Here is a 22,487-nt window from a genome sequence, read left to right as displayed (position 1 = left end):
GAGTTACCTTGGTGTTTTTATGAATGTCAGTGCACAACTGCGGCAGGGTTGTCGATCTCGCGCCGCGTGGCCAGGGCCATCAGCTGTTCCTGCGTGGCCTCGTCGCCGCGCACCTCGCCGGTGATGCGGCCCTCGCACATCACCAGCACGCGGTGGCTCAGTTGCAGCACTTCGGGCAGTTCACTGGAGATGACCACAATGGCACGGCCCTGGGCCGCCAGGTCGTTCAGTAGCTTGTAGATTTCGCTCTTGGCCCCCACATCGATGCCGCGGGTAGGTTCGTCAAAAATCAGCACCTCGCAGTCCTGCACCAGCCACTTGGCGATCACCACCTTTTGCTGGTTACCGCCGGACAGCAGCTTGGCCGTTTGCGTGAGTGACGGGGTCTTGATGCGCAGCTTCTCCACCATCTGCTGCGAGACGGTGCGAATGGCCGGGCGGTTCAAAAACACGCCCCACTTTAGCCAGCGTTTCAAGCTGGGCAGCGTGATGTTGGATTCCACATCCATGCCCGTAGCCAAGCCAAAGTGCTTGCGGTCTTCGGACAGGTAGCCAATGCCGGCTTGCACCGCATCTTGTGGCGAGGTCAGGCGAATCACCTGCCCGCGCACCCGCACTTCGCCCGACTCAATCGGGTCGGCACCAAACACAGCGCGCGCCACCTCGGTGCGGCCTGCGCCCATAAGGCCGGCAAAACCCAAAATCTCTCCGCGGCGCACGCTGAAGTTCACATCGCGGATCGCGCGGCCACGGTTCAGGCCACGCACCTCCAGCAATACCTCATTGCCCGAGGTGTCGGGGATCGTCTTCTCGGCCTGCTCCAGCTTGCGCCCCACCATCATGGCAATCACCTCCTGCATGGGGGTGACGGCGGGCACGGTGGCAATGTAGGCACCATCACGCATCACGGTGATGCGATCAGCAATGCGCTGGATCTCGTCCATCTTGTGCGAGATATAGACAATGCCCACGCCTTCGTCTTTGAGCTGGCGGATGATGCGAAACAGATCTTCAATCTCGGCGTTGTTCAGTGCGGCGGTCGGCTCGTCCATGATGAGCACGCGCGATTTGTGCGACAACGCCTTGGCGATCTCCACCATCTGCTGGCGCGCCACAGTCAACTCGCCAATCGGGGTGGTGGGCGCCAGCGCCAGGTGCATGCGGTCAAACAGCGCCTGCGCGTCGCGGTTGAGCTGCTCTTCGTCCAGAAACAGGCCAGCAGCCTTGCGAGGCTCACGCCCCAGGTAAATGTTTTGTGCCGCCGTCAGGTGGCCCATCAGGTGCAGCTCTTGGTGGATGATGCCGATGGCCAGCGACTGCGCGTGCGCCGGGCTGTCAATCTCCACCGGCTTGCCATCCAGCAGCACCTCGCCGCTGTCCTTGCGGTAGACACCGGCCAGAATCTTCATCAGCGTGGACTTGCCCGCGCCGTTTTCGCCCATCAGGGCATGCACCTCGCCCGGCATCAGGTCAAAGCGCACACCGTCCAGCGCCTTCACGCCGGGAAACGATTTGCTGAGGTTTTGTACGGAAACCAGTGGGGTCACGATCAGGCCTTGTGTGTTGCGACGCTCAGATGGTGACACCACCGTCCACCAGCAGGGTCTGCCCGGTGACAAAGCGCGATTCGTCGCTGGCGAGAAACACCACCATGGGCGTGATGTCGGACACCGTGGCCAGACGCCCCATGGGCTGGCGGGCAATGAAGTCTTTTTCGGCCTGCACCGGATCGGCCGCGCTGGCGATGCGCCCACGCAGCGAGGGTGTATCTACCGTGCCGGGGCACAGCGCATTGGCACGCAAACCGGCCTTCACATAGTCAGCGGCCAGCGATTTGGTCAGGCCAATCACTGCCGCCTTGGTAGCGCCATAGGCGCAGCGGTTGGCAAAGCCCTTGATGCTGGACGCCATGGACGCCATGTTGATGATGGACACACTGCCGTTCTGCGTTTCCGCCTTGGCCAGCATGGCGGGCAAGAAGGCACGCGTCATGCGGAACATGCTTTTCACGTTCAAGTCAAAGCTCAAGTCCCAGTCGGCCTCGGTGCATTCCAGCACGCTGCCATTGGCCACCATGCCCGCGCAGTTGAACAAGGCGTCCAATGCCGGTGTGCGGGCGGCCAGGGCCGCTACGGCGGCGTCGCTGCGCACATCCAGCAGCTCCACCTGGATGCTGCTGTGCTCGGCGGCCAGGCTGTCCAGAAACGCTTGGTTGATGTCGGTAGCAATCACGCGGGCGCCCTCAGCCGCACAGGCTAGCGCACTGGCCCGGCCAATGCCCTGCGCCGCCGCTGTGATGAGCACTGTTTTACCCTGCAAACGCCCTTGACCCATGCTGCTGACTCCGGTTTAATGATTCAAATATGAATAAACAATTCATGTATGAAGCAGAATGATAGGCATGTTTGTTGCCGCAAGGCCTAGTACTTACCCTAGGCCCCGGAGGCTCTGCTATAAAAACCCAAGAACGAAAGCGCTCCACCCATGACCACGCCAGAACCGAAGCCCCGCGGCCGCCGCCCCAAGACCGAGGAACCGCAAGACCTGCTGGCCGCTGACGAGCGCTATCGTGCACCAGCGCTGGACAAGGGGCTGGACATTCTGGAATTGCTGGCGACCCAGCCGCATGGCCTGACGCGCGCCGAGATCGTGAAGGAGATGGACCGCAGCGCCAGCGAGATCTACCGCATGCTGGAGCGGCTGGTGGTGCGCCAGTACGTGATGCGCAACCCGTCAGGTGACCGCTACGCGCTGAGCCTGAAATTGTTTGCGCTGGCGAACATGCACCCGCCCCTGAGTCGCCTGATCAACCAGGCCCTGCCCGTGATGGACGACTTTGCGCGCAAGGCCGAGCAGTCCTGCCACATGGGGGTGTACGACCGGGGCAATGTACTGATCGGTGCGCAGATCAACAGCCCGCGCGGCTGGAGCTTCTCGGTGCAGCGCGGTGCGCGTGTGGGCCTGCTGGACACGGCGTCCGGCCACTTGCTGCTGGCCTATGCCGACGAAGGCAGCTACACCCGCATGCTGGCCGAGCACACGCCGCTGGACGGCGAGGTGCCTATTACCGAGGCCAAGCTCAAAGAGACGCTGAGCACCATTCGCCAGGTGGGCTACCTCGAGCGGGACTCGGCCCAGTCCTTTGGGGTGGTGGACATTTCCTTCCCCATCCTCGGGCCCGACAACACGGCGCTGGCCACCCTCACCTGCCCCTACATCCGCCGCATTGACCGCCACATCGGCCCCAACCTGGCCGACGTGCGCGAACACCTGCGCGAAGCCGCCAAAACCCTGTCACTGACGCAGGGCATGGCGCGCGAAGTGGCCTAAACCGCCACCACCGACACCCCACGCTCCGACAGTTGCAGGGTCACGGCATCGCCGCTGCTCCAGCTGCCCTGCGAGTCAGACGACACCACAAAAATCTCACCCAGGCTGGTGTCCACGGTGAGCTCCTGAAAGCTGCCCAAGTAGGCAGCCTTGGACACGGTGCCCAGCAGTCCCTGCCCATGGCCATCGTGCACCGACCAGGCTTCCGGGCGGATCGCCACCTTCACCGGGCCGGTGGCCACGCGCTGGGGCGTGGTCAGGGTCAGTGGGCCCAGGCGCACCGCGCCTTCGGCTTCGCACACCCCATCCAGCAGCACAGCCTCACCCATGAAGCCAGCCACAAACTCGGTCTTGGGGTTCTCGTACAGCTCGCGCGGACTACCGGCCTGGGCGATCAGGCCACCATCCATCACGATGATCTGGTCGCTCACCGCCAGGGCCTCGCTCTGATCGTGGGTGACATAAGCCACCGTGAGCTTGAGGCGCTGCTGCAGGCTACGAATCTCTTCGCGCATGGAGCGGCGCAGGCGCGCGTCCAGATTGGAGAGTGGCTCGTCAAACAGCAGCACTGACGGCTCCAGCACCAGCGCACGCGCCAGCGCCACGCGCTGCTGTTGGCCGCCCGATAGCTCGGCCGGGTAGCGCGCTTCAAAACTACCCAACCCCACCAGGGCCATGGCGGCGCGGGCACGGTCTTGCACCTCGGGCTTGGGTACACCGCTCACGGAGAGGCCGTAGGCCACGTTCTCCAGCACCGACATGTGCGGGAACAACGCATAGCTCTGGAACACCATGCTCACATTGCGCTCGGCCGGCCCCAGATTCGTCACGTCACGGCCGTCGATGAAGATCTGCCCGCCAGAGGGCGTCTCCAGGCCGGCAATCATGCGCAGCGTGGTGGTCTTGCCGCAACCCGAGGGGCCAAGGATGGTGGTGAGCGTGCCCTTGGGCACCTCAAAGTCGATGCCGCGCACGACCAGCGGACTGTTGGTGCCGCCATAGCGCTTGACGACCTGGCGGAAAGAAATGCCTGTGTTGGTGTTTGTATTTGTCATGGGAAAACCGATCAAATGAAGTTCAATGCGCCGCCGGTGTTGCCCGGCGGCCCAGCTTGCGTTCGCCCACCAGGGCCTGCACCAGCAGCGTGCTGCAGGACATCAGAACAATGAGCACCGTGCAATAGGCCAGCGCCACGCCGTAGTCGCCATTGCCCACGCGGCCGATGATGTAGGTGGTGGACAGCTCGTACTGCGCCGTGACCAAAAAGATCACCGCCGACACGGTAGTGATGGAGCGCACAAAGGAGTAGACGAGCGCCGCCACCAGCGCCGGCTTGATGAGGGGCAGCACCACCCGGCGCAACGTCGTGAGCGTGTTGGCGCGCAACATCAGCGAGGCCTCGTCCAGCGAACGGTCCAGCTGCTTGAAGGCCGCCGTGCCCGCACGCACGCCCACCGGCAGGTTGCGGAACACAAAGCACAGCACGATGATCAGGCCGGTACCGGTCAGCTCCACCGGTGGCACGTTGAAAGCGAGGATGTAGCTCACCCCCAGCACTGTGCCGGGCACCGCAAAGGTCAGCAGGGCCGAGAACTCGAACGTGGCCTTGCCGCGGAATTCGGTGCGCGCCAGCAGCCAGGCAATCAGCAAGCCCATGCCCGCGCAGATGGGGGCCGCCATGGCCGCCAATGACAGCGTGGTGAACAGCGAATTCCATGCCGTACCGGCCCAGACCCAGCCGTACTCGCCCCACTGCACGTCAAACGCGGTGCGGAAGTGGTTCAGCGTGGGCGTGTAGTCGCGCCCCCAAGTCTGTACAAAGCCGCCGGCAAAGGCAAACAGGTAGACCACCAGCGTGAACAGCAGCCACGGCCCGGCCACGCCCAGGCAGAGCTTGCGCACACCGGCCGGCAACGGCATAGGCAAGCCCGCATCGCCCTTGCCCGCCACGGTGGTGAAGCTGCCCTTGCCCAGCACCCGGCGCTGGATGAAGAACACCGCCAGCGCAAACAGCGTCAGGATCAGTGACAGGGCCGCGGCCATGCCGGGGTCCAGCGAAGAGCCGACGATGGCGAAAAAAATCTCGGTGGAGAGCACGGCAAACTGCCCGCCCACCACGATGGGGTTGCCGAAGTCGGCCATGCTCTCGATAAAGCCGACTAGGAACGCATTGGCCAGGCCTGGTTTGAGCAGCGGCAGCGTCACGCTCCAGAAGGTCTGCATACGGTTGGCGCGCAGGGTCTGCGACGCCTCCTCCATGGACGGGCTGACGCCCTGCACCACCCCGCGCATGATCATGAAGGCGATGGGCGTGAAGGCAAACAGCTGCGCCAGCCAGACCCCAAAGAAGCCATAGAACCAGCGCGTAGGTTCGATATTGAAGGCCCACTCCATGAACTGGTTGTAGAGCCCGGCGCGACCGAACAGCAAAATCAGCCCCAACCCCACCACAAAGGGCGGTGTGATGATGGGCAGCATGGCCAGGATGTTGAGCGGACGCGCCAGCCGCTTGGCCTCGCGTTCGGCCCACAGGGCGATCAAGGTGCCCAGAAACGTGGTGCCCGCCGCCGTCAGCAAGGCCAGGCCCAGCGTGTTCCAGGCCACACCGCAACGGCTTTGCGACACCACACAGCCCAAGCCCCAGATGCGCACCGTGCCAATGCGCTCCCACAGCGCAGCCGCCGCAAACTGCCCCTCGTCATTGAGCACACTGCCCATGAGCGACTTGAGCACCGGATACACCACAAACAGCGCCAGCAGCGCCGCGCAGCCCAGCACCGCACCCGCCACAAAGGCATCGCCCTTGAAGCCGCCCAACCGGGTCACACCGATGGACAGCAGCGCCAACAGGCACACCACCACCACAAAGCCGCCCCAGCCCATGCCAGGCTGGGTAAGCTCGGTGGGGCCCATCAGCCCGTTGAGCCAGTCCCAGGACCAGCCCACCATGCCAATGGCAAAGCCACTGAGCAGCAGCCCGGCCAGGCCCAGCACAGCCCCGCAGCACAGCAGCAGTCCCTGCCAGCGGGCGTAGGGGCTCAGCAGCGCCGTACCCGCCAGCAGCAAGCCGGCCAGGCCCGATGCCAGCCAGACGCGGTGGTGGCTCCAGGTTTGCGTCCAGCCGCTGGCCGTGGATGGGCCGCCCCAGACGCCCGACAGGGCGCCCCCCAGCCCGCCACTTTGCAAAAAATACCAGGGCAGCAGCACAAAGGCCGTCAGGCCCAGCGCTACCCACAGGGCGATGGCGCGGCGCAGGCGCCACGGATGTTCGTGTGTCATGAATGTGAAGAGAAAGACGGTGCAAACCCACCGCAAGGCGCGGCGGGACGGATGGCCGGGTGGTGCGGCTTAGCGGCCCTGGCCGTTGACGTCGCGCTCCCAGCGCTGGATCAAACGCTTGCGCTCGGCAGACTGGCCGTACTTCGCGTAGTCGTAGTCAATCATCTTGATCTTGCGGAAGTCCGGCACGCGCGGGTCCACCTTGGTTTCGCGGTTGGACGGCAGCTGGAACTGCAATGTGGCCGCGCCCAGGGCCTGGGCACCGGGGGTCAGCGCCCAGTCGTAGAACTTCTTGGCCGTCTCCAGATTGCGCGCACCGCGCACGATGGACATGGAGCCAATCTCGGCCCCCGTGCCGTCGCTGGGGGTGATGGTTTCCAGCGGAAAGCCCTGCGCCTTTTCACCGGGGCCGTCGTGCACAAAGCTGATGGAGATGGCAGCCTCACCACGCGCTACGGCCTTGATGGGGCCCACGCCCGAGCGCTGGTAGGTGGCAATGTTCTTGTGCAGCTTGGCCAGGTAGTCAAAGGCTTTGTCTTCGCCCAGCAGTTGCACCAGCGTGGCGATCATGGTGTAGGCCGTGCCGCTGGAAGACGGGTTGGCCGACTGGATCTCGCCCTTGTACTCAGGCTTGATGAGGTCGGCCCAGGTCTTGGGCACGGCCAGCTTCTTCTTGGCCAACAGTTCGGTGTTGTAGCCAAAGCCCAGCGGGCCGGAATAAATCCCCACGGTTTTGTAGCCCGACTGAGCGGCCTGCTTTTGCGCCCAGTCGTAGAGCTTGGGCAGCATGGGCGATTTGTACTCCAGCGTGAGGTTCTGCTCGGCCGCCACCAGGTGCGGGTCGCCGGTGCCGCCAAAAAACACATCCGTCTTGGGGTTGGCACGCTCGGCCATAAGCTGCGCCACCGCCTCGCCCGAACCCTTGAGCGTCATGTTGACCTTGACGCCCTGGCTCTTTTCGAACGTGACTCCAATCATGCTGCACCAAGGCGCCTGGCCGGAGCAGATGATGTTGACCTCGCCACCCGATTGGGCAGAAGCCGACACTCCGGCCGCGGCCATGAGGGCCAGCACCAACAATTGATTTTTTTTCATGGTTGTCTCCTAGATTGAAAGACCGGAACGGTCTGAGGGGTCGAAACACTTGTGGGCAAAAGGACGCTGACCCCTTTGCGCGACAGAAAAAGACTGACCGGTGCCCCGGCCTCGTGGCGGCGGCCGGTCAGGTCCGAGATGACGAGCAGGCTGCCCAGTGCGGTTTGCACCCACATCTCCACCGTGCGGCCAAGATAAGCGCTGCGCAGCACTTTGCCGGCCAGCCCTTGGGTGCCGGCGGGCTCTATGCGCCAAGCCTGTGGCCGTACCACCACCTGCACGGCCCCCTGGCGCAAGCCCTGGCCGGCGTCGATGGTGAGCGGGCCCAGGGTGACCTGCCCGGCGCCATCGCAATGCGCCTCGAACACAGTCGAGTCGCCCATAAAGCGGGCCACGAACTCCGTCTGCGGCTGTTCGTAGATGTCGCGCGGGGAACCAATCTGCACCACGCGCCCTTCCTGCATCACCACCACCTGGTCGCTGACCGACATGGCCTCCGCATGGTCGTGGGTGACATAAAGCACGGTCAGCCCCAGGCGCTGCTGCAGCTGGCGAATGTCCTCGCGGATATGGCGACGCAGGTTGGCGTCCAGGTTGGAGAGGGGCTCGTCCAGCAGCACCAGCGCGGGCTGCAGGGCAAGGGCGCGTGCCAGCGCGGTGCGCTGCTGCTGCCCGCCAGAAAGCTCGTGGGGCAGGCGGTCTTCCAGCCCGCCCAGGCCCAGCAGGCCGATAACCTGGGCGCTGCGCTCGGCCTGCGCGGCCGCTGGCATGCCTTGCACCTTGAGGCCATAGCGCACGTTGTCCTGCACCGACAGGTAAGGAAACAGTGCGTAGCTCTGAAACACCAGGCTCATGTCGCGCTGGTCTGCCGGGCGCTGGGTCAGGTCTTCCCCGCGAAAGAAAATCTGGCCGGCATCCGGCACTTCCAGCCCGGCCACCAGGCGCAGCAGCGTGCTCTTGCCGCAACCCGAGGGCCCCAGCAACGTGGTCAGTCGGCGCTCGGGCACGCGCAGCTGCACACCGCGCAGCACGCGGTAGCCATTCGCATAGGTTTTTTCGATACCGTGCAAGTGCAGCCCCTGGCTCATGCAGGCACCCGCAGTGTGGCGTGCGAGAGGGGTTGGGCCAGCGGCGCCGCGGCCGGCAGCGGTGCCGTGGTCGGGGTCTGCCCCTCTGGCAACGGCCAGCGCACCACCGCATCCACACCCACCACGGTGCCGTTGTGCAGGCGGTTGTACAGGTCCAGGCTGGCCTGCATGGACACGGCAATCTGCTTACAGATCGACAGCCCCAGGCCCACGCCGGTGCCACCGCTGGCCGACTCGAACGGCAGGAACAGGCGCTCGCGCACCTCCTCGTCAATACCGCCCGCGTTGTCCCACACCAGCAGCTCCACCTCGGTCGGCAGGTAGCGGATCACCACGCCCAGGCTGCCGCCCGCACGGCTCTGGTGGATGGCGTTGGCCACCAAGTTGCGCAACAGCTCCCCGACCAGCCAGCCATCGGTGTGCAGGCGCACCGGCAGTGCCTCCAGCGACACGTCCAGCCGCTTGCGCGCAATCAGCGGTGCGCACTCCACCAGCACCTCGCTGGCGATGTGTTGCAGGTCGATGTCCGTCCATTGCGCGTTCTGCAGCTTCTGGTCCACCTTGGCCTTGGACAACAGCTGGTTGGCCAGGTGCGAGGCCCGGTCCACGGTGCGCAGCATCTTGGGCAATGTATCCACCGGTAGCAGCTCACCCGCTATCGCGCCTTGCAACTGGGTCTTGAGTACCGCCAGCGGCGTGCGCAACTGGTGTGAGGCTTCGGCGATGAAGCGCTGCTGCTGGTCCAGCGCCGCCTGTTGCTGCTGCCACTGACTGTTGAGGCCGCGCACAATGGCTTCCAGCTCGGCGGCCGGGGCATGTTCCAGCAAGGCGGTCTCTTGCGGGCGGCGCGCCGCTACCGTGGCCGCCAGCCGGTGCAAGGGCGTCAGGCTGCGGCCGGCGCCCCACCAGGCCAGCAGACCCAGCAACACCAGCGCCATCATCGCCAGGCCCCACCATTCGGCATCCCGCCACGACAGCCCCAGCCTTGCCAGGCCCAGCACCGCTGCGGCCGTGGCCGCCGACAAGGCCATGCACCACACGGCAATGTGCACGCGCATGGAATGACTGCTGGGCGCCGCGTTTGGGCTCATGTAGACACCTGCGCATCACTGACCAGCTCGTCCACCAGAAGGTAGCCCACACCGCGCATGGTCAGCACACTGGTGCCGGTGCCGGCCAGGCGTTTACGCAGCCGGTGGGCCAGCACATCCACCGCATCGGGCTGGTGGTCAGCCTCGCCGCCAAAGACGGCGCGAAACAGCTCATCGCGTGACACGGGGCGCCCTGGGCGCATGATCAAGGTGCGCAGCATGGCGGCCTCACGCGGCGCAATCTCCAGCGGCCGGCCAGAGCGCATCAGGGCGCCGCTGGCCATGTCCAGGTGCAGATGGCCGCAGCGGAAGTCTTCCACGCCTTGGCTGCGCCGCACCAATGCCTTGATGCGTGCCACCAGCTCTTCGGTGTCAAACGGTTTGATCAGGTAGTCATCCGCCCCGGCCGTGAGCCCTTCCACGCGCTCGCCAATCGAGCCGCGGGCCGTGACCACCAGCACCGGGATGCGTATGCCGGCATCCCGGATGCGCTGCAAAAACTCCAGTCCGTCCATACCCGGCAGGCTTAGGTCCAGCACGATCACGTCAAATGTGCGTTTGCGCACCAAGGCAAAAGCCTCCTGCCCGTCGGCGCAGCACACGGGCGCCAACCCGCGTGATGCCAGCACACGGCTCAGCGCATCCACCAGGTCCAAATCATCTTCCACCAATAACAATTGCATGGGGAGAATGGTGCTCTGCGCATGGTGCTCCCGCAATAGGGAAACCAAGGTGAAGCAGTGAAAGGAAGTTGAAACCCTTTCACAAGGAATGCTGAAGCCGCCCGCAGGCGCAAGAACTAAAAAGCTATGAAATCAATAGCTGCTAGCGCATATTCCACGCGGGCTAGAGGCCGATTTAACTCACAAACACATACCGCCCCGACTGCTTCTTGGGCGTGAACGCCACAAAGTCAGGGAACAGTTTGGAACGCACATACCAGACATAGGCCAGCACCGCGATGTTGATGCCCACCGCCACCAGAGTGATGACGGGCTCGGCGTTGAAGTCCTTGAAGGCTTTGGGCAGTTGCACGACCTGCAGCAAAAGATAGGCGTTGTAGAAACCCGCCAGGTTTCTGTAAAAACCCCAGGCAAACAACAGTGGCAGGCCCGCACACAGCAACAGCGCAACGCCCTTGCCGACCGGCCCCCAGGCGGCCGCCATGCCCCAGCCTATCCACAGCCCCAGCAGCGCCTGGGCATACATGATCCACAACAGGCGGTCGATCTTGTTCGCATGTTCATCGACCTCAGACGCATCCACGTGCGATGCAATGTAATGCGCCAACACGCTGTCACGCACGCCGTGCCCCTTGAGCAGCCGGAACACGGCTGTTTTGCCCACGCCAGCGGTTAGCAAGGCTTGCACCTTGGCTTTGGTTTGTTTTTTGTTCACGCTCTTTCTCCCTGAAGCAGGAAGTTTAAGAAAGCGCGACGGATTTGCCCATCCCCCAAACGGGTGAACTTGCTTCCAAACAAGGGCAGCTGATGGGCTAAGCGGGGCTTTTGCCTTCGGGAAACTGCACCAGCAGGTCTTGCAGACTAAGCGGACGGCTCAGCAGAAAGCCCTGAATGAGCGTGCACCCTGCTTCGCGCAGCACCGCGAGCTGCGGCAGCGTCTCCACGCCCTCGGCAATCACATCCAGTCGCATGTGTTGGCCGAGGCCAACGATGGTGTTGACGATGGCGCGGTCGCGCTCCTGCGTGGGCAGGTCACGCACAAACGAGCGGTCTACCTTCATGGACGAGATGGGCAGGTTCTTCAGCATGGAAAGCGAAGAATGCCCCATGCCAAAGTCGTCCAGGCTGATCTCGAACCCCAGCTTGCGCAGATCGTGCATCACCCGCACCACCTGCTCGGGGTGCTTCATCAGCATGCCCTCGGTCAGCTCCAGCGAGATGTTGCTGGGGTCCACCCCCAGCGATGCGGTGAGCTGGCGCAGCTCTTCGGGCAAGGCGCTGTTGGCAAACTCGGTGGCCGCCATGTTGACATGCACCTTGAGCCCATCAAAACCCGCCGCGCGCAGCGTGGCCAGGTCGCGGCAGGCCTGGGCCATCACCCACTGGTCGATCTCCACAATCAGGTGGCTTTGCTCGGCAATGGGAATGAACAGGTCGGGCGGCACCAGCGTGCCGTCCTGGCGGCGCCAGCGCACCAGCGCCTCCACCGCATGCATGCTGCCCGAGGCAATATCAAAAATCGGCTGGTAAGCCAGAAACAACGCGTTGTCCTGCAGCGCGTGGTGCAACTCGGTCTCGATGGCCAGGCGCTGCGCGATGGACGCCTGCTGCTGCGCCAGCAAATTGGGGCTGCTGGTGGAGAACACATCGCTGTTGTTGCGGCCGTTTTGTTTGACGCGGTACATCGCGGCATCCGCGCTGCGCAGCAGCTCGGGGCTGGTCAGGCCGTTGTCGGGGAAGCGGCTGATGCCTACGCTGGCGGACACGGTAAGTTCAATGCCCTCGTACTCAAACGGCGTGCGTGCAGCTTCCAGAATCTGCTGCGCAATATGGGCCAGCTCCGCATCGTTGCGGCACGGCACCAGCACCGCAAACTCGTCACCGCCCAAGCGTCCCACCACGGCGTCGTCCGGCGCCACCAGCTTGAGCCGGGCCGCAAAGCCGCGCAGCACCACATTGCCCGCCTCATGGCCGAAGGCATCGTTGATGGGCTTGAAGCGGTCCAAGTCGATATACATCAGCCCGAACACAGTATTGGCTCTGGCCGCACGCACGCAGCGTCGGTCCAGCAGGGCATAGAAGTGCGCACGGTTGGCTAGCTCGGTGAGCTCGTCCACCTGCGCCATGTGGCGAATTTCGGCCTCTTTTTCCAGGCGTCCCGCGGTTTGGGCAATGAGGGCACCTATGGTCTTGGAGAGCTTGGGCAGTTGGGCCTCAGGCTGGCGCGACAGGCTGCTGTAAAACTCCAGCACGCCGGGGCGGTGGTGCACGCCATCGTCCGACACATAGGTCACCGGGAACACATAGCCCGACCAGAGGCCGCTGGCCCGCGCACGGGCGTGGCGCAGAAAGCGCGGGTCGTTGCCCATGCTCTCCACCCACTGCGCCTCCCCGCTTTCCCACACGCTCCCCACCAAGCCTTCTCCGGCCTTCATGTACAGCGAAGTGCTGGCTTGCGAAAAGCCCGTCAGGTCGTAGTCGGGGGGATGCCAAAAGTTCTTGCAAGCCAGGTGTGGCTGCACCAGGCCAGAGTGTTCCATCGCCCAGTAGGCGCCCCACTCCCAGCCCAGGTTTTTGCAGATCAGCTGGATGGCGTTGTCGATGGCGTCGCCCAGCGCATGGCTGCCCACCAAATACTCGGTCAACTCAAAGCCCAGCCGCTCGCGCACTGCAGCGTGCTTGACCTGGCTGATGTCCTGCAACATACCGTTGATCAGTTGGGGGTGCTGCGCATCATCGGGCAGCGTGGAAATGCGCAGCCAGCGCATGCCCTCGGCAGCGCTGAGCACGCGCGCCTCGATGCTGCCGCTGCAGGGTGTGGTGGTGTCCGACAGCAGCGCCACCAGCCGGGCGGCGTCCTCGGGCACCACATGAATCAGGGTTTCATCCAGATTTTTGTGGTGGCAGCCCTGCACATCCAACAGTTTGGCCGCGTGGGTGGACAGCAGAATCTGCCCGCTGTGCGCGTCATACCAACACAGGCCAAACCCCGCGGCAGCCTCCATGGCGGACGCGTGGTCCGTATCCGTGCGTAGCTTGGCCCGCAGGGGGGTGGAGATGCCCAACTTTGGGGCTATGTCCAAGAGAGCGCCAACGATGACGGCCATGTATTTTCCATGTCATACCTTATGGTCAACACGGAATGCAATTTACGTGCCCATGATGCGCGCGGTGCCCAGCTGCACACCGAGGAGGCGGCAGTTCACAGCTGCTGGTGCGCCACCACGCCACCGCGGTTGGAGTACTTGGCCAAGGCGTCCATTTTCTCGATCTGCACCGCCGCGTGGCGGTGGTTGTAAACCTGGTCGCGCAACCAGTCGAATTCGGCATGCAGCGCGGCGTCATCGGCCAGGCGGGTGGCCCAGACGCGCTGGTCTGCGTTCCAGCGGTAGCCGCGCGCCTTCAGCAGGTCTTTGGCATCAAACGGCGCGTTGGTGGCGCTCAGACGGTAGCTGGGGTGGTTGGCGGCCTCCAGCAACTGGGCCAGGCCGGTATGGGGGGCGTGCGGCAGCGGCACGGCCAGCACGGCCAAGAGCGCGTGGCAGTCCATCTCGGCACGGTGGGCGTCATAGAACAGGCCCAGTTCCTGCGCCAGGCTTTCCAGCTTGGCGGAACCACGACCCTGGGCTTTCCAGTCAATGTCGGCAAACGAGCAGGACCACGCCACCTTGGCAAACGCGGGCAGGCGGCTTTCCACAAACGGGCGGTCAAAGCCGGCGTTGTGCGCAATCACCACATCCACACCGTCCAGCAGCTCGGCCACGCGGTCCAGGTCCAGCGCCTGGCCTTGCACATCGGCATCGGTGATGCCGGTGATCTTCACCACCTCGGCCGGGATCGGCTTGCCCGGGTCTTCCAGCCCGTCGTACACCTGCACCGGCCCCACGGGCAGGCCCGTGGCGGTGTCCACATCCACGCGCAGCAGCGCCAGTTCGATGATTTTTTCGCGGGCCTGGTCCAGGCCAGTGGTCTCGGTGTCCAGCACCAGAATGCGTTTGATCGCACCCTGGGCCGTGCCAGGCCAGTTCAGCTTGGGCACCAGGCGGCGCTGCACACGGTAGTCGGGGTGGGCTTCTAGCGCGCGGGCCATGGCCTCGGCATCCAATGCCGGGGCTGCAGGTGCAACTTCGGCCACCGGGGCGGGCGCTGCGCGTGCACTGGCAGGCGCCTTGGTGGCGGCGCTCGACGTGCGCTTTTTGGCTGCGGGCTTGGCGCTGGGCAGTGTGGGCAAATCGGGTAAAAAATCAAAACCGAGCTGGTCTGTGGTCACGGGTGCACCTGGCAACAATAGGTGCTCCATTATTGCCCCTATCATCGGCGCCACCCTCCGAAAACCCCTATGCAAATCACCATTCTTGTGGGCAGCGTGCACGGCAATGCCAGCGCCGTGGCCCAGGCCCTGCAGATGGCCGCTGACGACATTGCCGCCCAGATCACCGTGCTGCCCATGGACGGGCTGGGCATCGCCGTGTTCGACCAGCCCGGCGCCTTCATCATCTGTACCAGTACCACCGGCAGCGGCGATGTGCCCGACAACGCCCAGGCGCTGTTCCATTCTCTGGACGCCCAGGCCAAGTACCTGGGCCATGTGCGATTTGGCCTGGTAGCGCTGTGCGACAGCAGCTATGGCGACAGCTTCATGGGCGGTGGCAAACAGTTTGACGAGCGCCTGCGCGACCTGGGAGCCCGGCGCGTGGGCGAGGTCTGCGTGCTGGACACCATGGAGACCAGCCAGCCCGAGGAAGATGCCGTCGCCTGGCTCAAGGCCTGGGCAGTCCAACTGGCGACAGTTGCATAAGAAATAGGCCTCTAGCCCCCGTAGAATCTGCGCGAGCAGCTTCACTTTTGATAGCAAACGCCATGACCACTAACACGCCTGCCCTCGCCGCCAAACCGCTGCGCCCGCTCAAGGGCGTGCGCATCCTCAGCCTGGCACTGAACCTGCCGGGGCCGGCCGCGCTGATGCGCTGCCACGCCATGGGCGCCACCTGCGTAAAGCTGGAGCCCCCGCAAGGTGACCCCATGGGCGCCTACAACCCCAAGGCCTACGCCGCGCTGCACGCGGGCATGAAGATCACCAGCGCCGACCTCAAGACCGAGAAAGGCCAGAAAGCCCTGCACAAAGAGCTGACCCGGGCCGACGTGTTGCTCACCTCCTTTCGCCCCTCGGCCCTCAAAAAGCTGGGCCTGGAGTGGAAGACACTGCGCAAACAGTACCCCCAGCTCTCGGTCGTAGCCATCGTGGGCGCCCCCGGCACACGGGCCGATGAACCCGGCCACGACCTGACCTACCTGGCCGAAAACGGCCTGGTGACGGGCCTGGACCTGCCGCCCACGCTGTACGCCGACATGGGCGGCTCGCTCATGGCGTCCGAGGGCGTGCTGCAGGCCCGGCTGCACCAGTTGCAAAAAGGCAAGGGCACGTACCAGGAAGTGGCACTGTCCGACGCTGCCGGCTACCTGGCCCTGCCCCGCAGTTGGGGCCTCACCACGCCGGGCGCTGCCGTGGGTGGCGGCCATGCGGGCTACCGCGTCTACCCCTGCAAAGACGGCCGCGTGGCGTTGGCCGCACTGGAGCCGCACTTTGCCGCCGCACTGGGCGCCGAGGCGGGTCTGCGACAATCGGGGCTTCTGGCCATGTTCGCCCCCGAGGCACACACCGCCATCGCCGCCTTCTTGGCTGGCAAAACCCGCCAGCAGCTTGACGCGCTGGCAACTTCCAAAGACATACCGCTGTACACGCTGGCCTGAAACAGGCCCGCCACTGATTGCTTGATGACTGCTGCCCGCGCCCCTGCCTCCCACTTTCGCCTGATCGACATCCTGAAGGTCGTTGCCGCCCAGTGCATCGTGCTGCACCACTTTTCGGCCTACGGGCCGCTGTCCGACGCGGCAGCCGAAGTGGCCCCCTCCGCCAGCGAATGGCTGTTTGACGACGCCCGCATTGCCGTGCAGGTGTTTCTCGTCGTGGCCGGCTACCTGGCCGCACGCGGCATGGCGTTCACCGTGCGCCGCGCGCCCAGCGTGTTGCAGGCGCTGGGCCAGCGCTACCTGCGTTTGGTCGTGCCCTTTGTGGCGGCGCTGGGCCTGACCATCCTGTGCGCAGCCATTGCCCGCCCCCACCTGGATGGCGATCTGGTGCCCGGCGCGCCCAGCCTGGCGCAACTGGCAGCCCATGCCAGCCTGCTGCACAGCGTGCTGGACGTGGATTCGCTATCGGCCGGCGTCTGGTACGTGGCGATTGACTTTCAGCTCTACGCCACCATCGCCCTGCTGCTGTGGCTGGGCCGTGGCCAGCGGCTGCTGAGCCTGGGCCTGGTGGCAGCACTGGCCGTGGCTTCGCTCACCTGGTTCAACATGGATGCCTCGCTGGACGCCTGGGCGCCCTACTTCTTTGGCGCCTACGGCCTGGGCGCACTGGCCTGGTGGGGCGGCCTGCGCGCGCGCCACGGCATCATGGCGCTGGGCCTGTACCTGGCCACGCTGAGCGCAGGTCTGGCTTCTCTGGTAGTGGACTTCCGCTCGCGCATCGCGCTGGCGCTCAGCGTATCCGCCGTGCTGGCCACCTTTGGCAGCTACCGGTTTGCACTGCCCCGCACCGTGGACCGCTGGGTGGGGCGCCTGAGCCGCACCTCGTACGCGCTCTTTCTGGTGCACTTCTCCGTGCTGCTACTGGCCAATGCGCTGTGGGCCGAGTTGGGGCTGGACGATGCCGAATGGGCGCTGCTCTTCATTGCCGCCAGTTGGGCTGTCAGCCTGGTCGCCAGCTACGCCTTCCACACCCAGGTGGAACTGCGCTTTGAACAATGGCGCCGCAGCGCCAAAGACGCGATCGCGGCCCAGGCCGCCAAGTAAAATCCGCCATCCAACTCAGAAAGATTCGCTATGGGCGCGCAATGGAAAGCAAAGGGCAAGGCCCTGGTGGCTGATGCCAAGGGCCGGCTGTTTACCAAGCTGGTGAAAGAAATTACCGTGGCTGCACGCGGCGGTGCCGACCCGGCCGCCAACGCCAAGCTGCGCCTGGTGGTGGAGCAGGCCCGCAAGGTCTCCATGCCCAAGGAAACGCTGGACCGTGCCATCAAAAAAGGCGCAGGCCTGACCGGTGAAGTGGTGCACTACGAACACGTCATCTATGAAGGCTTTGCTCCGCACCAGGTGGCCGTGATGGTGGAATGCCTGACCGACAACGTGAAGCGCACCGCCCCTGAAATGCGTGTGCTGTTCCGCAAAGGCCAGTTGGGCACCAGCGGCTCGGTGGCGTGGGACTTCAACCACCTGGGCATGATCGAAGCGGCACCCACTGCGGCCGATTCCGACGCAGAAGTGGCCGCGATTGAGGCCGGTGCGCAGGACTTTGAGCCCGGCGACGAAGAAGGCAACACCGTCTTCTACACCGACCCCACCGACCTCGATTTGGTGAGCCGCGCCCTGCCCAACTTCGGCTTCAACGTGCTGTCCGCCAAGCTGGGCTACAAGGCCAAGAACCCCGTGGACCCCAGCAGCCTGAGCGCCGAAGCGCTGGAAGAAGTAGAAGCCTTCCTGGCCGCCATCGACGGCAACGACGACGTGCAGAACGTCTACGTGGCACTGGCCGGCTGATGTCCCCTGCGGCCCTGTGGCTGACCGCCTGGGCCGCCCTCAACCTGCTGACCTTCGCGCTCTACGCGCGCGACAAGCACGCCGCCCGCACCGGCCAGTGGCGCACGCCGGAGAACACCTTGCACCTGCTCAGCCTGCTGGGCGGCTGGCCTGCGGCATGGGTGGCACAGCGGGTGTTGCGGCACAAGACCAGCAAGCGGAGTTTTCAACTCGTTTTTTGGCTGACGGTGGTGGTGAACCTAACCGGCGTGGGCGCGTATGCGTTCTTGCACAGCGCCAAGACGCTATCTATTTCATAGCTTCTTGCGCAACACCCACAAGGGCTAGAGATCGATTTCCCTTGAAACCTACCTCCCCTTTTGCTCAACTTTCCAGCTCCAACGGCTTGCTGCGCCAGATCTTGTCGGCGTACTCCCCTATCGTCCTGTCCGAAGAAAACGGGCCCATGGCGGCCACATTGCGCAGGGCTTTGACAGCCCAGGCATCACGGTCCTGGTAGGCCGCATCGACCTGCTCTTGCGCGGCAATGTAGGCCGCGTAGTCGGCCAGCAGCAGGTAGTGGTCGCCCCAGTTCACCAGCAGGTCGTAAATGGCCTGGAAGCGGCCTGGCTCGTCGGGGCTGAACAGGCCATCGCGGATGGCCTCTAGCACCGCAGTCAGCTCGGCGTTGCCCTCGGCAATGGCGCGTGGCTGGTAGCCGGCGGCGCGCGTGGCGGCCACCTGCGGTGTGGTCATGCCGAAGATGAAGATGTTGTCAGCGCCCACGTTTTCCAGAATCTCCACATTGGCGCCGTCCAGCGTGCCAATGGTGAGCGCGCCATTCAGCGCGAACTTCATGTTGCCGGTGCCCGAGGCCTCGGTACCGGCGGTGGAAATTTGCTCGGACAAATCCGCCGCCGGGATGATGCGCTCGGCCAGGCTCACGCTGTAGTTGGGGATGAACACCACCTTGAGCAGGCTGCCCACGCGCGGGTCGTTGTTCACCACGCTGGCCACGTTGTTGATGAGGTGGATGATCTGCTTGGCCATGTGGTAGGCCGACGCAGCCTTACCCGCAAACACCACCACGCGGGGCACGGTCACACTGCCGGGGTGGTGGATGATGCGCAAATAGCGCGTGACCACGTGCAGCACATTGAGCAGCTGGCGCTTGTACTCGTGGATGCGCTTGACCTGCACGTCGTACAGCGCGTCGGTGGGAATGGTGAGGCCCATGTTGGCCCGCACCCAGGCCGCCAGGCGTTCCTTGTTGGCGAGCTTGGCGCCCTGGAAGGCCTCGATCACCTTGGGCTGCGTGAGCACACCGTTCAGGCTGCTGAGCTGGGTCAAGTCACGGCGCCAGCCGGTGCCTACCTGCTTGTCCAGCACGGCAGACAAGGCAGGATTGGCCTGCGCCAGCCAGCGGCGCGGAGTGATGCCGTTGGTCTTGTTGTTGAAACGATCGGGCCAGAGGTTGGCAAAGTCCAGAAAGATGCTCTCCTTCATGAGCTCGGAATGCAACGCTGACACACCATTGACCGAGTGGCTGGTGACCACGGCCAGGTAAGCCATGCGCACACGGCGCTCGCCACCCTCGTCCACCAGGCTGACCTTGCGCAGCAACTCGGCACTGCCGCCGCGCTGCGAAATCTGCGCCAAAAACTGGGCGTTGATGTCGTAAATGATTTGCAGGTGGCGCGGCAGGATGCGGCCCATCATCTCCACGGGCCAGGTCTCCAGCGCCTCGTGCATGAGCGTGTGGTTGGTGTAACTGAACACGCCTTGGCACAGGCGCCAGGCGTCGGCCCAGGGCAGGTGGTGCTCGTCCAGCAGCAGGCGCATGAGCTCGGGGATGGCCAGCACGGGGTGCGTGTCGTTCAGGTGGATGCTGACCTTGTTGGGTAGCTCGTCAAAGCCGGTGTGGGTGCGCAGGTAGCGGTGCAACAGGTCCTGCACACTGGCGCTGCAGAAGAAGAACTCCTGGTGCAGGCGCAGCTCGCGGCCCGACGGCGTGGAGTCATCCGGGTACAGCACGCGCGACACGTTCTCGGAATGGTTTTTGGTCTCCACCGCAGCAAAGTAGTTGCCACGGTTGAAGGCACCCAGGTCAATCTCCTGCGTGGCCTTGGCCGACCACAGGCGCAGCGTGTTGGTGGCCTTGGTGGCGTAGCCGGGAATGATGGTGTCATAGGCCATGGCCTGCACGTCGTGGCTGTCCACCCATTTGTAGGCGTCGCCCTCTTTCACCACATGGCCGCCGAACTGCACGCGGTAGTTCACCTCGGGGCGCGGAAACTCCCAGGGGTTGCCGTGGGTGAGCCAGTAGTCGGGCACCTCCACCTGGCGGCCGTCCACAATGGTTTGTTTGAACATGCCATAGTCGTAGCGAATGCCATAGCCAAAGCCCGGAATATTGAGCGTGGCCATGGAATCGAGAAAGCATGCGGCCAGGCGGCCCAGGCCGCCATTGCCCAGCGCGGCATCGGGCTCCAGTTCAGTCACGGCGTCGATGTCCACCCCAAAGTCGGCCAGGGCCTGCTTGACACGCTCGCGCAGGCCCACGGCCAGCATGGCGTTGCTGAAGGTGCGGCCAATCAGGAATTCCATGCTGAGGTAGTAGACGCGCTTGGCGTCCTGCGCGTACTGGGCGCGCGTGGTGGTCATCCAGCGCTCCACCAGTTGGTCGCGCACGGCGTAGGCGGCTGCGTGCAGCCAGTCTTCGGGGCGGGCGGCGGCAGGGTCTTTGCCGACCACGAACATCAGCTTGTTGGCAATGGAGCGCTTGAGGGATTCGAGGTCGCGGCCGGGTGCGTCAAATTCAAAATTCACAGGGGTGGGCGTCGAGTTGGTCATACGTGGATCAGCTGTTGGTACAGCGCGGTGTAGTGCCCAGCGGCGGTAGTCCAGTCGAAGGCAAGCTTCATGCCGGTCTGGCGCACACGGTTCCATTCGGCCTTGCGGTGGTACAGCGCAAAGGCGCGGCGCACCGCGCGACGGTACTGGGTTTCATCAAAATCATCGAAGACAAAGCCGGTGGCGGTACGGTCTTCCAACGTCTCCAGGTCGCTGTCCACCACGGTGTCCGCCAGGCCACCGACCCGACGCACCAGCGGCAGGCTGCCGTACTTCAGGCCATACATCTGGGTCAGGCCGCAGGGCTCAAAGCGCGAGGGCACCAGCGTCACATCGCTGCCCGCAAAAATGCGGTGGGCAAAGGTCTCGTCGTAGCCCAGCTTGACCGCCACCCTGCCTGCATGCGCCTTGGACTGGGCCACAAAGGCCTGCTCCAACCCGGTCTCACCACTGCCCAGCACCAGCAGCTGGCCGCCGCGTGCCACGATTTCATCCACCGCGGCCAGCACCAGCGGCAAGCCCTTTTGTTCGGTCAGGCGGCTCACCACGGCAAACAGCGCTGCATCGGGCTCCAGCGCCAGCCCCATCTCGGCCTGCAGCACGGCCTTGTTCTGCGCCTTGCCGGTCATGTGGCGGGCGTCATAGGTATGGGCAATCAGCGCGTCGGTGGATGGGTTCCACACGCTGTCGTCCACCGCGTTCAGGATGCCGCTCAAGTGCTGGTTGCGCGCACGCAGCAGGCCGTCCAGCCCGCAGCCCTGCTCCGGCCCCTGAATCTCTTGCGCGTAGGTCGGGCTCACGGTGGTGATGTGGTTGGCGTAGAACAAGCCGGCCTTCATGAACGAGAGCTGGCCGTGGAACTCCATGCCGTGCACATGAAAGGCGCGCCCGGGCAGGCCCAGGTCGCCAAAGTGTTCTGGACCGAACACGCCCTGGTAGGCCAGGTTGTGCACGGTGTACACGGAAGGCACGTGCGGGCCGCGTCCTTCGTTCCACAGCGCCAAACTGGCGGGTGCCAGCGCGGCATGCCAGTCGTGGCTGTGCACCAGTTGGGGGCGCCACTGCGCGTCCAGGCCATGCGCCACATGGGCAGCCGCCAGACCCAGCGCCGCAAAGCGCCGGTGGTTGTCGCCATAGGCCTGTTTGTTGGCATCTTCGTAGGGATTGCCAGGTCGATCGTACAGGCCCGGGGCCATCAGCACATAAGCACCCAGCGTGCGCCCTTCACGGGCCAGCGCGGGCAAGCTGCCGTAGACCACCTCCACCTGTTCGCCCCAGGGCATGGCAAAGCTGCCCACGGGCACCGCGCCCTCCAGCCCCGCGCAGATGGCCGGGAAGCCTGGCAGCATCACGCGAACATCACATCCGGCCTCCTGCAAAGCGGCCGGCAGCGCCCCGGCAATGTCGGCCAGCCCCCCGGTTTTGAGCAAGGGAAAAATCTCGGCACTGACTTGCAGGATGCGCATGGAAGAAGGCATAGGTGGGGTGGA

At 64.5% G+C, this 22,487-nt stretch carries 19 protein-coding genes; 6 read left to right on the top strand and 13 right to left on the bottom strand.

What is annotated here, in order from left to right; genetic code table 11:
* Positions 1–26: 26 nt before the first annotated feature.
* Together J2X15_RS01865 and J2X15_RS01860 are read right to left on the bottom strand one after the other, a co-directional pair.
* Positions 27–1,547: a sugar ABC transporter ATP-binding protein gene (locus J2X15_RS01865; protein ID WP_310338925.1), complete on the bottom strand. Its 1,521-nt coding sequence runs from the start codon at positions 1,545–1,547 to the stop codon at positions 27–29.
* A 25-nt stretch (positions 1,548–1,572) separates the two neighbouring features.
* Positions 1,573–2,334 (bottom strand): SDR family oxidoreductase, encoded by a 762-nt coding sequence (locus J2X15_RS01860; RefSeq protein ID WP_310338922.1) that lies wholly within the window; start codon positions 2,332–2,334, stop codon positions 1,573–1,575.
* Between the two features lie 150 nt (positions 2,335–2,484).
* On the opposite strand from J2X15_RS01860, the gene J2X15_RS01855 reads away from it, so the two are divergent.
* The gene (locus J2X15_RS01855; RefSeq protein WP_310338920.1) at positions 2,485–3,330 is read left to right on the top strand and encodes an IclR family transcriptional regulator; all 846 of its coding nucleotides are present in this window, start codon (positions 2,485–2,487) and stop codon (positions 3,328–3,330) included.
* Here J2X15_RS01855 and J2X15_RS01850 read toward each other — a convergent pair.
* From J2X15_RS01850 to J2X15_RS01810, 9 genes are all read right to left on the bottom strand, one after another.
* Positions 3,327–4,385, bottom strand: a complete 1,059-nt coding sequence (locus J2X15_RS01850; protein ID WP_310338917.1) for an ABC transporter ATP-binding protein — start codon at positions 4,383–4,385, stop codon at positions 3,327–3,329. The genes J2X15_RS01855 and J2X15_RS01850 overlap by 4 nt on opposite strands.
* Before the next feature lie 22 nt (positions 4,386–4,407).
* Complete coding sequence (locus J2X15_RS01845) at positions 4,408–6,609, bottom strand: ABC transporter permease (protein ID WP_310338915.1); 2,202 nt, start codon at positions 6,607–6,609, stop codon at positions 4,408–4,410.
* 69 nt (positions 6,610–6,678) lie between these two features.
* The gene (locus J2X15_RS01840; RefSeq protein ID WP_310338914.1) at positions 6,679–7,704 is read right to left on the bottom strand and encodes an ABC transporter substrate-binding protein; all 1,026 of its coding nucleotides are present in this window, start codon (positions 7,702–7,704) and stop codon (positions 6,679–6,681) included.
* Positions 7,701–8,792, bottom strand: coding sequence for an ABC transporter ATP-binding protein (locus J2X15_RS01835; RefSeq protein ID WP_310338911.1), 1,092 nt, complete (start codon positions 8,790–8,792; stop codon positions 7,701–7,703). Before J2X15_RS01835 ends, J2X15_RS01840 begins: the two co-directional genes overlap by 4 nt.
* Positions 8,789–9,883 carry a sensor histidine kinase gene (locus tag J2X15_RS01830; RefSeq protein ID WP_310338908.1) on the bottom strand — a complete coding sequence of 365 codons (1,095 nt, stop codon included), beginning with the start codon at positions 9,881–9,883 and terminating at the stop codon, positions 8,789–8,791. Before J2X15_RS01830 ends, J2X15_RS01835 begins: the two co-directional genes overlap by 4 nt.
* Positions 9,880–10,566 (bottom strand): response regulator transcription factor, encoded by a 687-nt coding sequence (locus tag J2X15_RS01825; RefSeq protein WP_310338906.1) that lies wholly within the window; start codon positions 10,564–10,566, stop codon positions 9,880–9,882. Before J2X15_RS01825 ends, J2X15_RS01830 begins: the two co-directional genes overlap by 4 nt.
* 175 nt (positions 10,567–10,741) lie before the next feature.
* Positions 10,742–11,281 (bottom strand): hypothetical protein, encoded by a 540-nt coding sequence (locus J2X15_RS01820; protein ID WP_310338903.1) that lies wholly within the window; start codon positions 11,279–11,281, stop codon positions 10,742–10,744.
* 97 nt (positions 11,282–11,378) lie between these two features.
* The gene (locus J2X15_RS01815) at positions 11,379–13,673 is read right to left on the bottom strand and encodes a putative bifunctional diguanylate cyclase/phosphodiesterase (RefSeq protein ID WP_310338901.1); all 2,295 of its coding nucleotides are present in this window, start codon (positions 13,671–13,673) and stop codon (positions 11,379–11,381) included.
* 95 nt (positions 13,674–13,768) lie between these two features.
* Positions 13,769–14,836, bottom strand: a complete 1,068-nt coding sequence (locus tag J2X15_RS01810) for a 3'-5' exonuclease (RefSeq protein WP_310338898.1) — start codon at positions 14,834–14,836, stop codon at positions 13,769–13,771.
* A 69-nt stretch (positions 14,837–14,905) separates the two neighbouring features.
* Here J2X15_RS01810 and J2X15_RS01805 point away from each other — a divergent pair, with 69 nt between their 5' ends.
* From J2X15_RS01805 to J2X15_RS01785, 5 genes are all read left to right on the top strand, one after another.
* Positions 14,906–15,364, top strand: a complete 459-nt coding sequence (locus J2X15_RS01805) for a flavodoxin domain-containing protein (protein ID WP_310338896.1) — start codon at positions 14,906–14,908, stop codon at positions 15,362–15,364.
* 62 nt (positions 15,365–15,426) lie between these two features.
* Positions 15,427–16,317: a CoA transferase gene (locus J2X15_RS01800; RefSeq protein ID WP_310338894.1), complete on the top strand. Its 891-nt coding sequence runs from the start codon at positions 15,427–15,429 to the stop codon at positions 16,315–16,317.
* Positions 16,318–16,341: 24 nt separating this feature from the next.
* Positions 16,342–17,421, top strand: coding sequence for an acyltransferase family protein (locus tag J2X15_RS01795; RefSeq protein ID WP_310338893.1), 1,080 nt, complete (start codon positions 16,342–16,344; stop codon positions 17,419–17,421).
* A 30-nt stretch (positions 17,422–17,451) separates the two neighbouring features.
* A complete protein-coding gene (locus J2X15_RS01790; protein ID WP_310338891.1) occupies positions 17,452–18,165 on the top strand; it encodes a YebC/PmpR family DNA-binding transcriptional regulator in 714 nt (237 codons plus the stop codon).
* On the top strand, positions 18,165–18,464 hold the full coding sequence (locus J2X15_RS01785) for a DUF1294 domain-containing protein (protein ID WP_409034238.1): 300 nt from the start codon (positions 18,165–18,167) through the stop codon (positions 18,462–18,464). Before J2X15_RS01790 ends, J2X15_RS01785 begins: the two co-directional genes overlap by 1 nt.
* A gap of 64 nt (positions 18,465–18,528) precedes the next feature.
* Here J2X15_RS01785 and J2X15_RS01780 read toward each other — a convergent pair whose 3' ends face one another.
* On the bottom strand, positions 18,529–20,997 hold the full coding sequence (locus J2X15_RS01780; RefSeq protein WP_310338888.1) for a glycogen/starch/alpha-glucan phosphorylase: 2,469 nt from the start codon (positions 20,995–20,997) through the stop codon (positions 18,529–18,531).
* Complete coding sequence (gene glgA, locus J2X15_RS01775; protein ID WP_310339686.1) at positions 20,994–22,463, bottom strand: glycogen synthase GlgA; 1,470 nt, start codon at positions 22,461–22,463, stop codon at positions 20,994–20,996. The genes J2X15_RS01780 and glgA overlap by 4 nt, the downstream gene beginning before the upstream one ends.
* Between the last annotated feature and the right edge of the window lie 24 nt (positions 22,464–22,487).

Origin of the sequence: Rhodoferax saidenbachensis (assembly GCF_031457975.1) — a bacterium.
GTDB lineage: Bacteria > Pseudomonadota > Gammaproteobacteria > Burkholderiales > Burkholderiaceae_C > Allorhodoferax > Allorhodoferax saidenbachensis_A.
This window is presented reverse-complemented; position numbering and strand designations above follow the sequence as displayed.

Bases quoted from the DNA above. Each gene is read 5' to 3' on its own strand.
- J2X15_RS01850 (WP_310338917.1), bottom strand. From the start codon at position 4,385: ATGACAAATACAAACACCAACACAGGCATTTCTTTCCGCCAGGTCGTC.
- J2X15_RS01815 (WP_310338901.1), bottom strand. From the start codon at position 13,673: ATGGCCGTCATCGTTGGCGCTCTCTTGGACATAGCCCCAAAGTTGGGC.
- J2X15_RS01805 (WP_310338896.1), top strand. From the start codon at position 14,906: ATGCAAATCACCATTCTTGTGGGCAGCGTGCACGGCAATGCCAGCGCC.
- J2X15_RS01780 (WP_310338888.1), bottom strand. From the start codon at position 20,997: ATGACCAACTCGACGCCCACCCCTGTGAATTTTGAATTTGACGCACCC.
- J2X15_RS01830 (WP_310338908.1), bottom strand. From the start codon at position 9,883: ATGAGCCCAAACGCGGCGCCCAGCAGTCATTCCATGCGCGTGCACATT.
- J2X15_RS01860 (WP_310338922.1), bottom strand. From the start codon at position 2,334: ATGGGTCAAGGGCGTTTGCAGGGTAAAACAGTGCTCATCACAGCGGCG.
- J2X15_RS01840 (WP_310338914.1), bottom strand. From the start codon at position 7,704: ATGAAAAAAAATCAATTGTTGGTGCTGGCCCTCATGGCCGCGGCCGGA.
- J2X15_RS01785 (WP_409034238.1), top strand. From the start codon at position 18,165: ATGTCCCCTGCGGCCCTGTGGCTGACCGCCTGGGCCGCCCTCAACCTG.
- glgA (WP_310339686.1), bottom strand. From the start codon at position 22,463: ATGCGCATCCTGCAAGTCAGTGCCGAGATTTTTCCCTTGCTCAAAACC.
- J2X15_RS01825 (WP_310338906.1), bottom strand. From the start codon at position 10,566: ATGCAATTGTTATTGGTGGAAGATGATTTGGACCTGGTGGATGCGCTG.
- J2X15_RS01855 (WP_310338920.1), top strand. From the start codon at position 2,485: ATGACCACGCCAGAACCGAAGCCCCGCGGCCGCCGCCCCAAGACCGAG.
- J2X15_RS01845 (WP_310338915.1), bottom strand. From the start codon at position 6,609: ATGACACACGAACATCCGTGGCGCCTGCGCCGCGCCATCGCCCTGTGG.
- J2X15_RS01795 (WP_310338893.1), top strand. From the start codon at position 16,342: ATGACTGCTGCCCGCGCCCCTGCCTCCCACTTTCGCCTGATCGACATC.
- J2X15_RS01835 (WP_310338911.1), bottom strand. From the start codon at position 8,792: ATGAGCCAGGGGCTGCACTTGCACGGTATCGAAAAAACCTATGCGAAT.
- J2X15_RS01790 (WP_310338891.1), top strand. From the start codon at position 17,452: ATGGGCGCGCAATGGAAAGCAAAGGGCAAGGCCCTGGTGGCTGATGCC.
- J2X15_RS01800 (WP_310338894.1), top strand. From the start codon at position 15,427: ATGACCACTAACACGCCTGCCCTCGCCGCCAAACCGCTGCGCCCGCTC.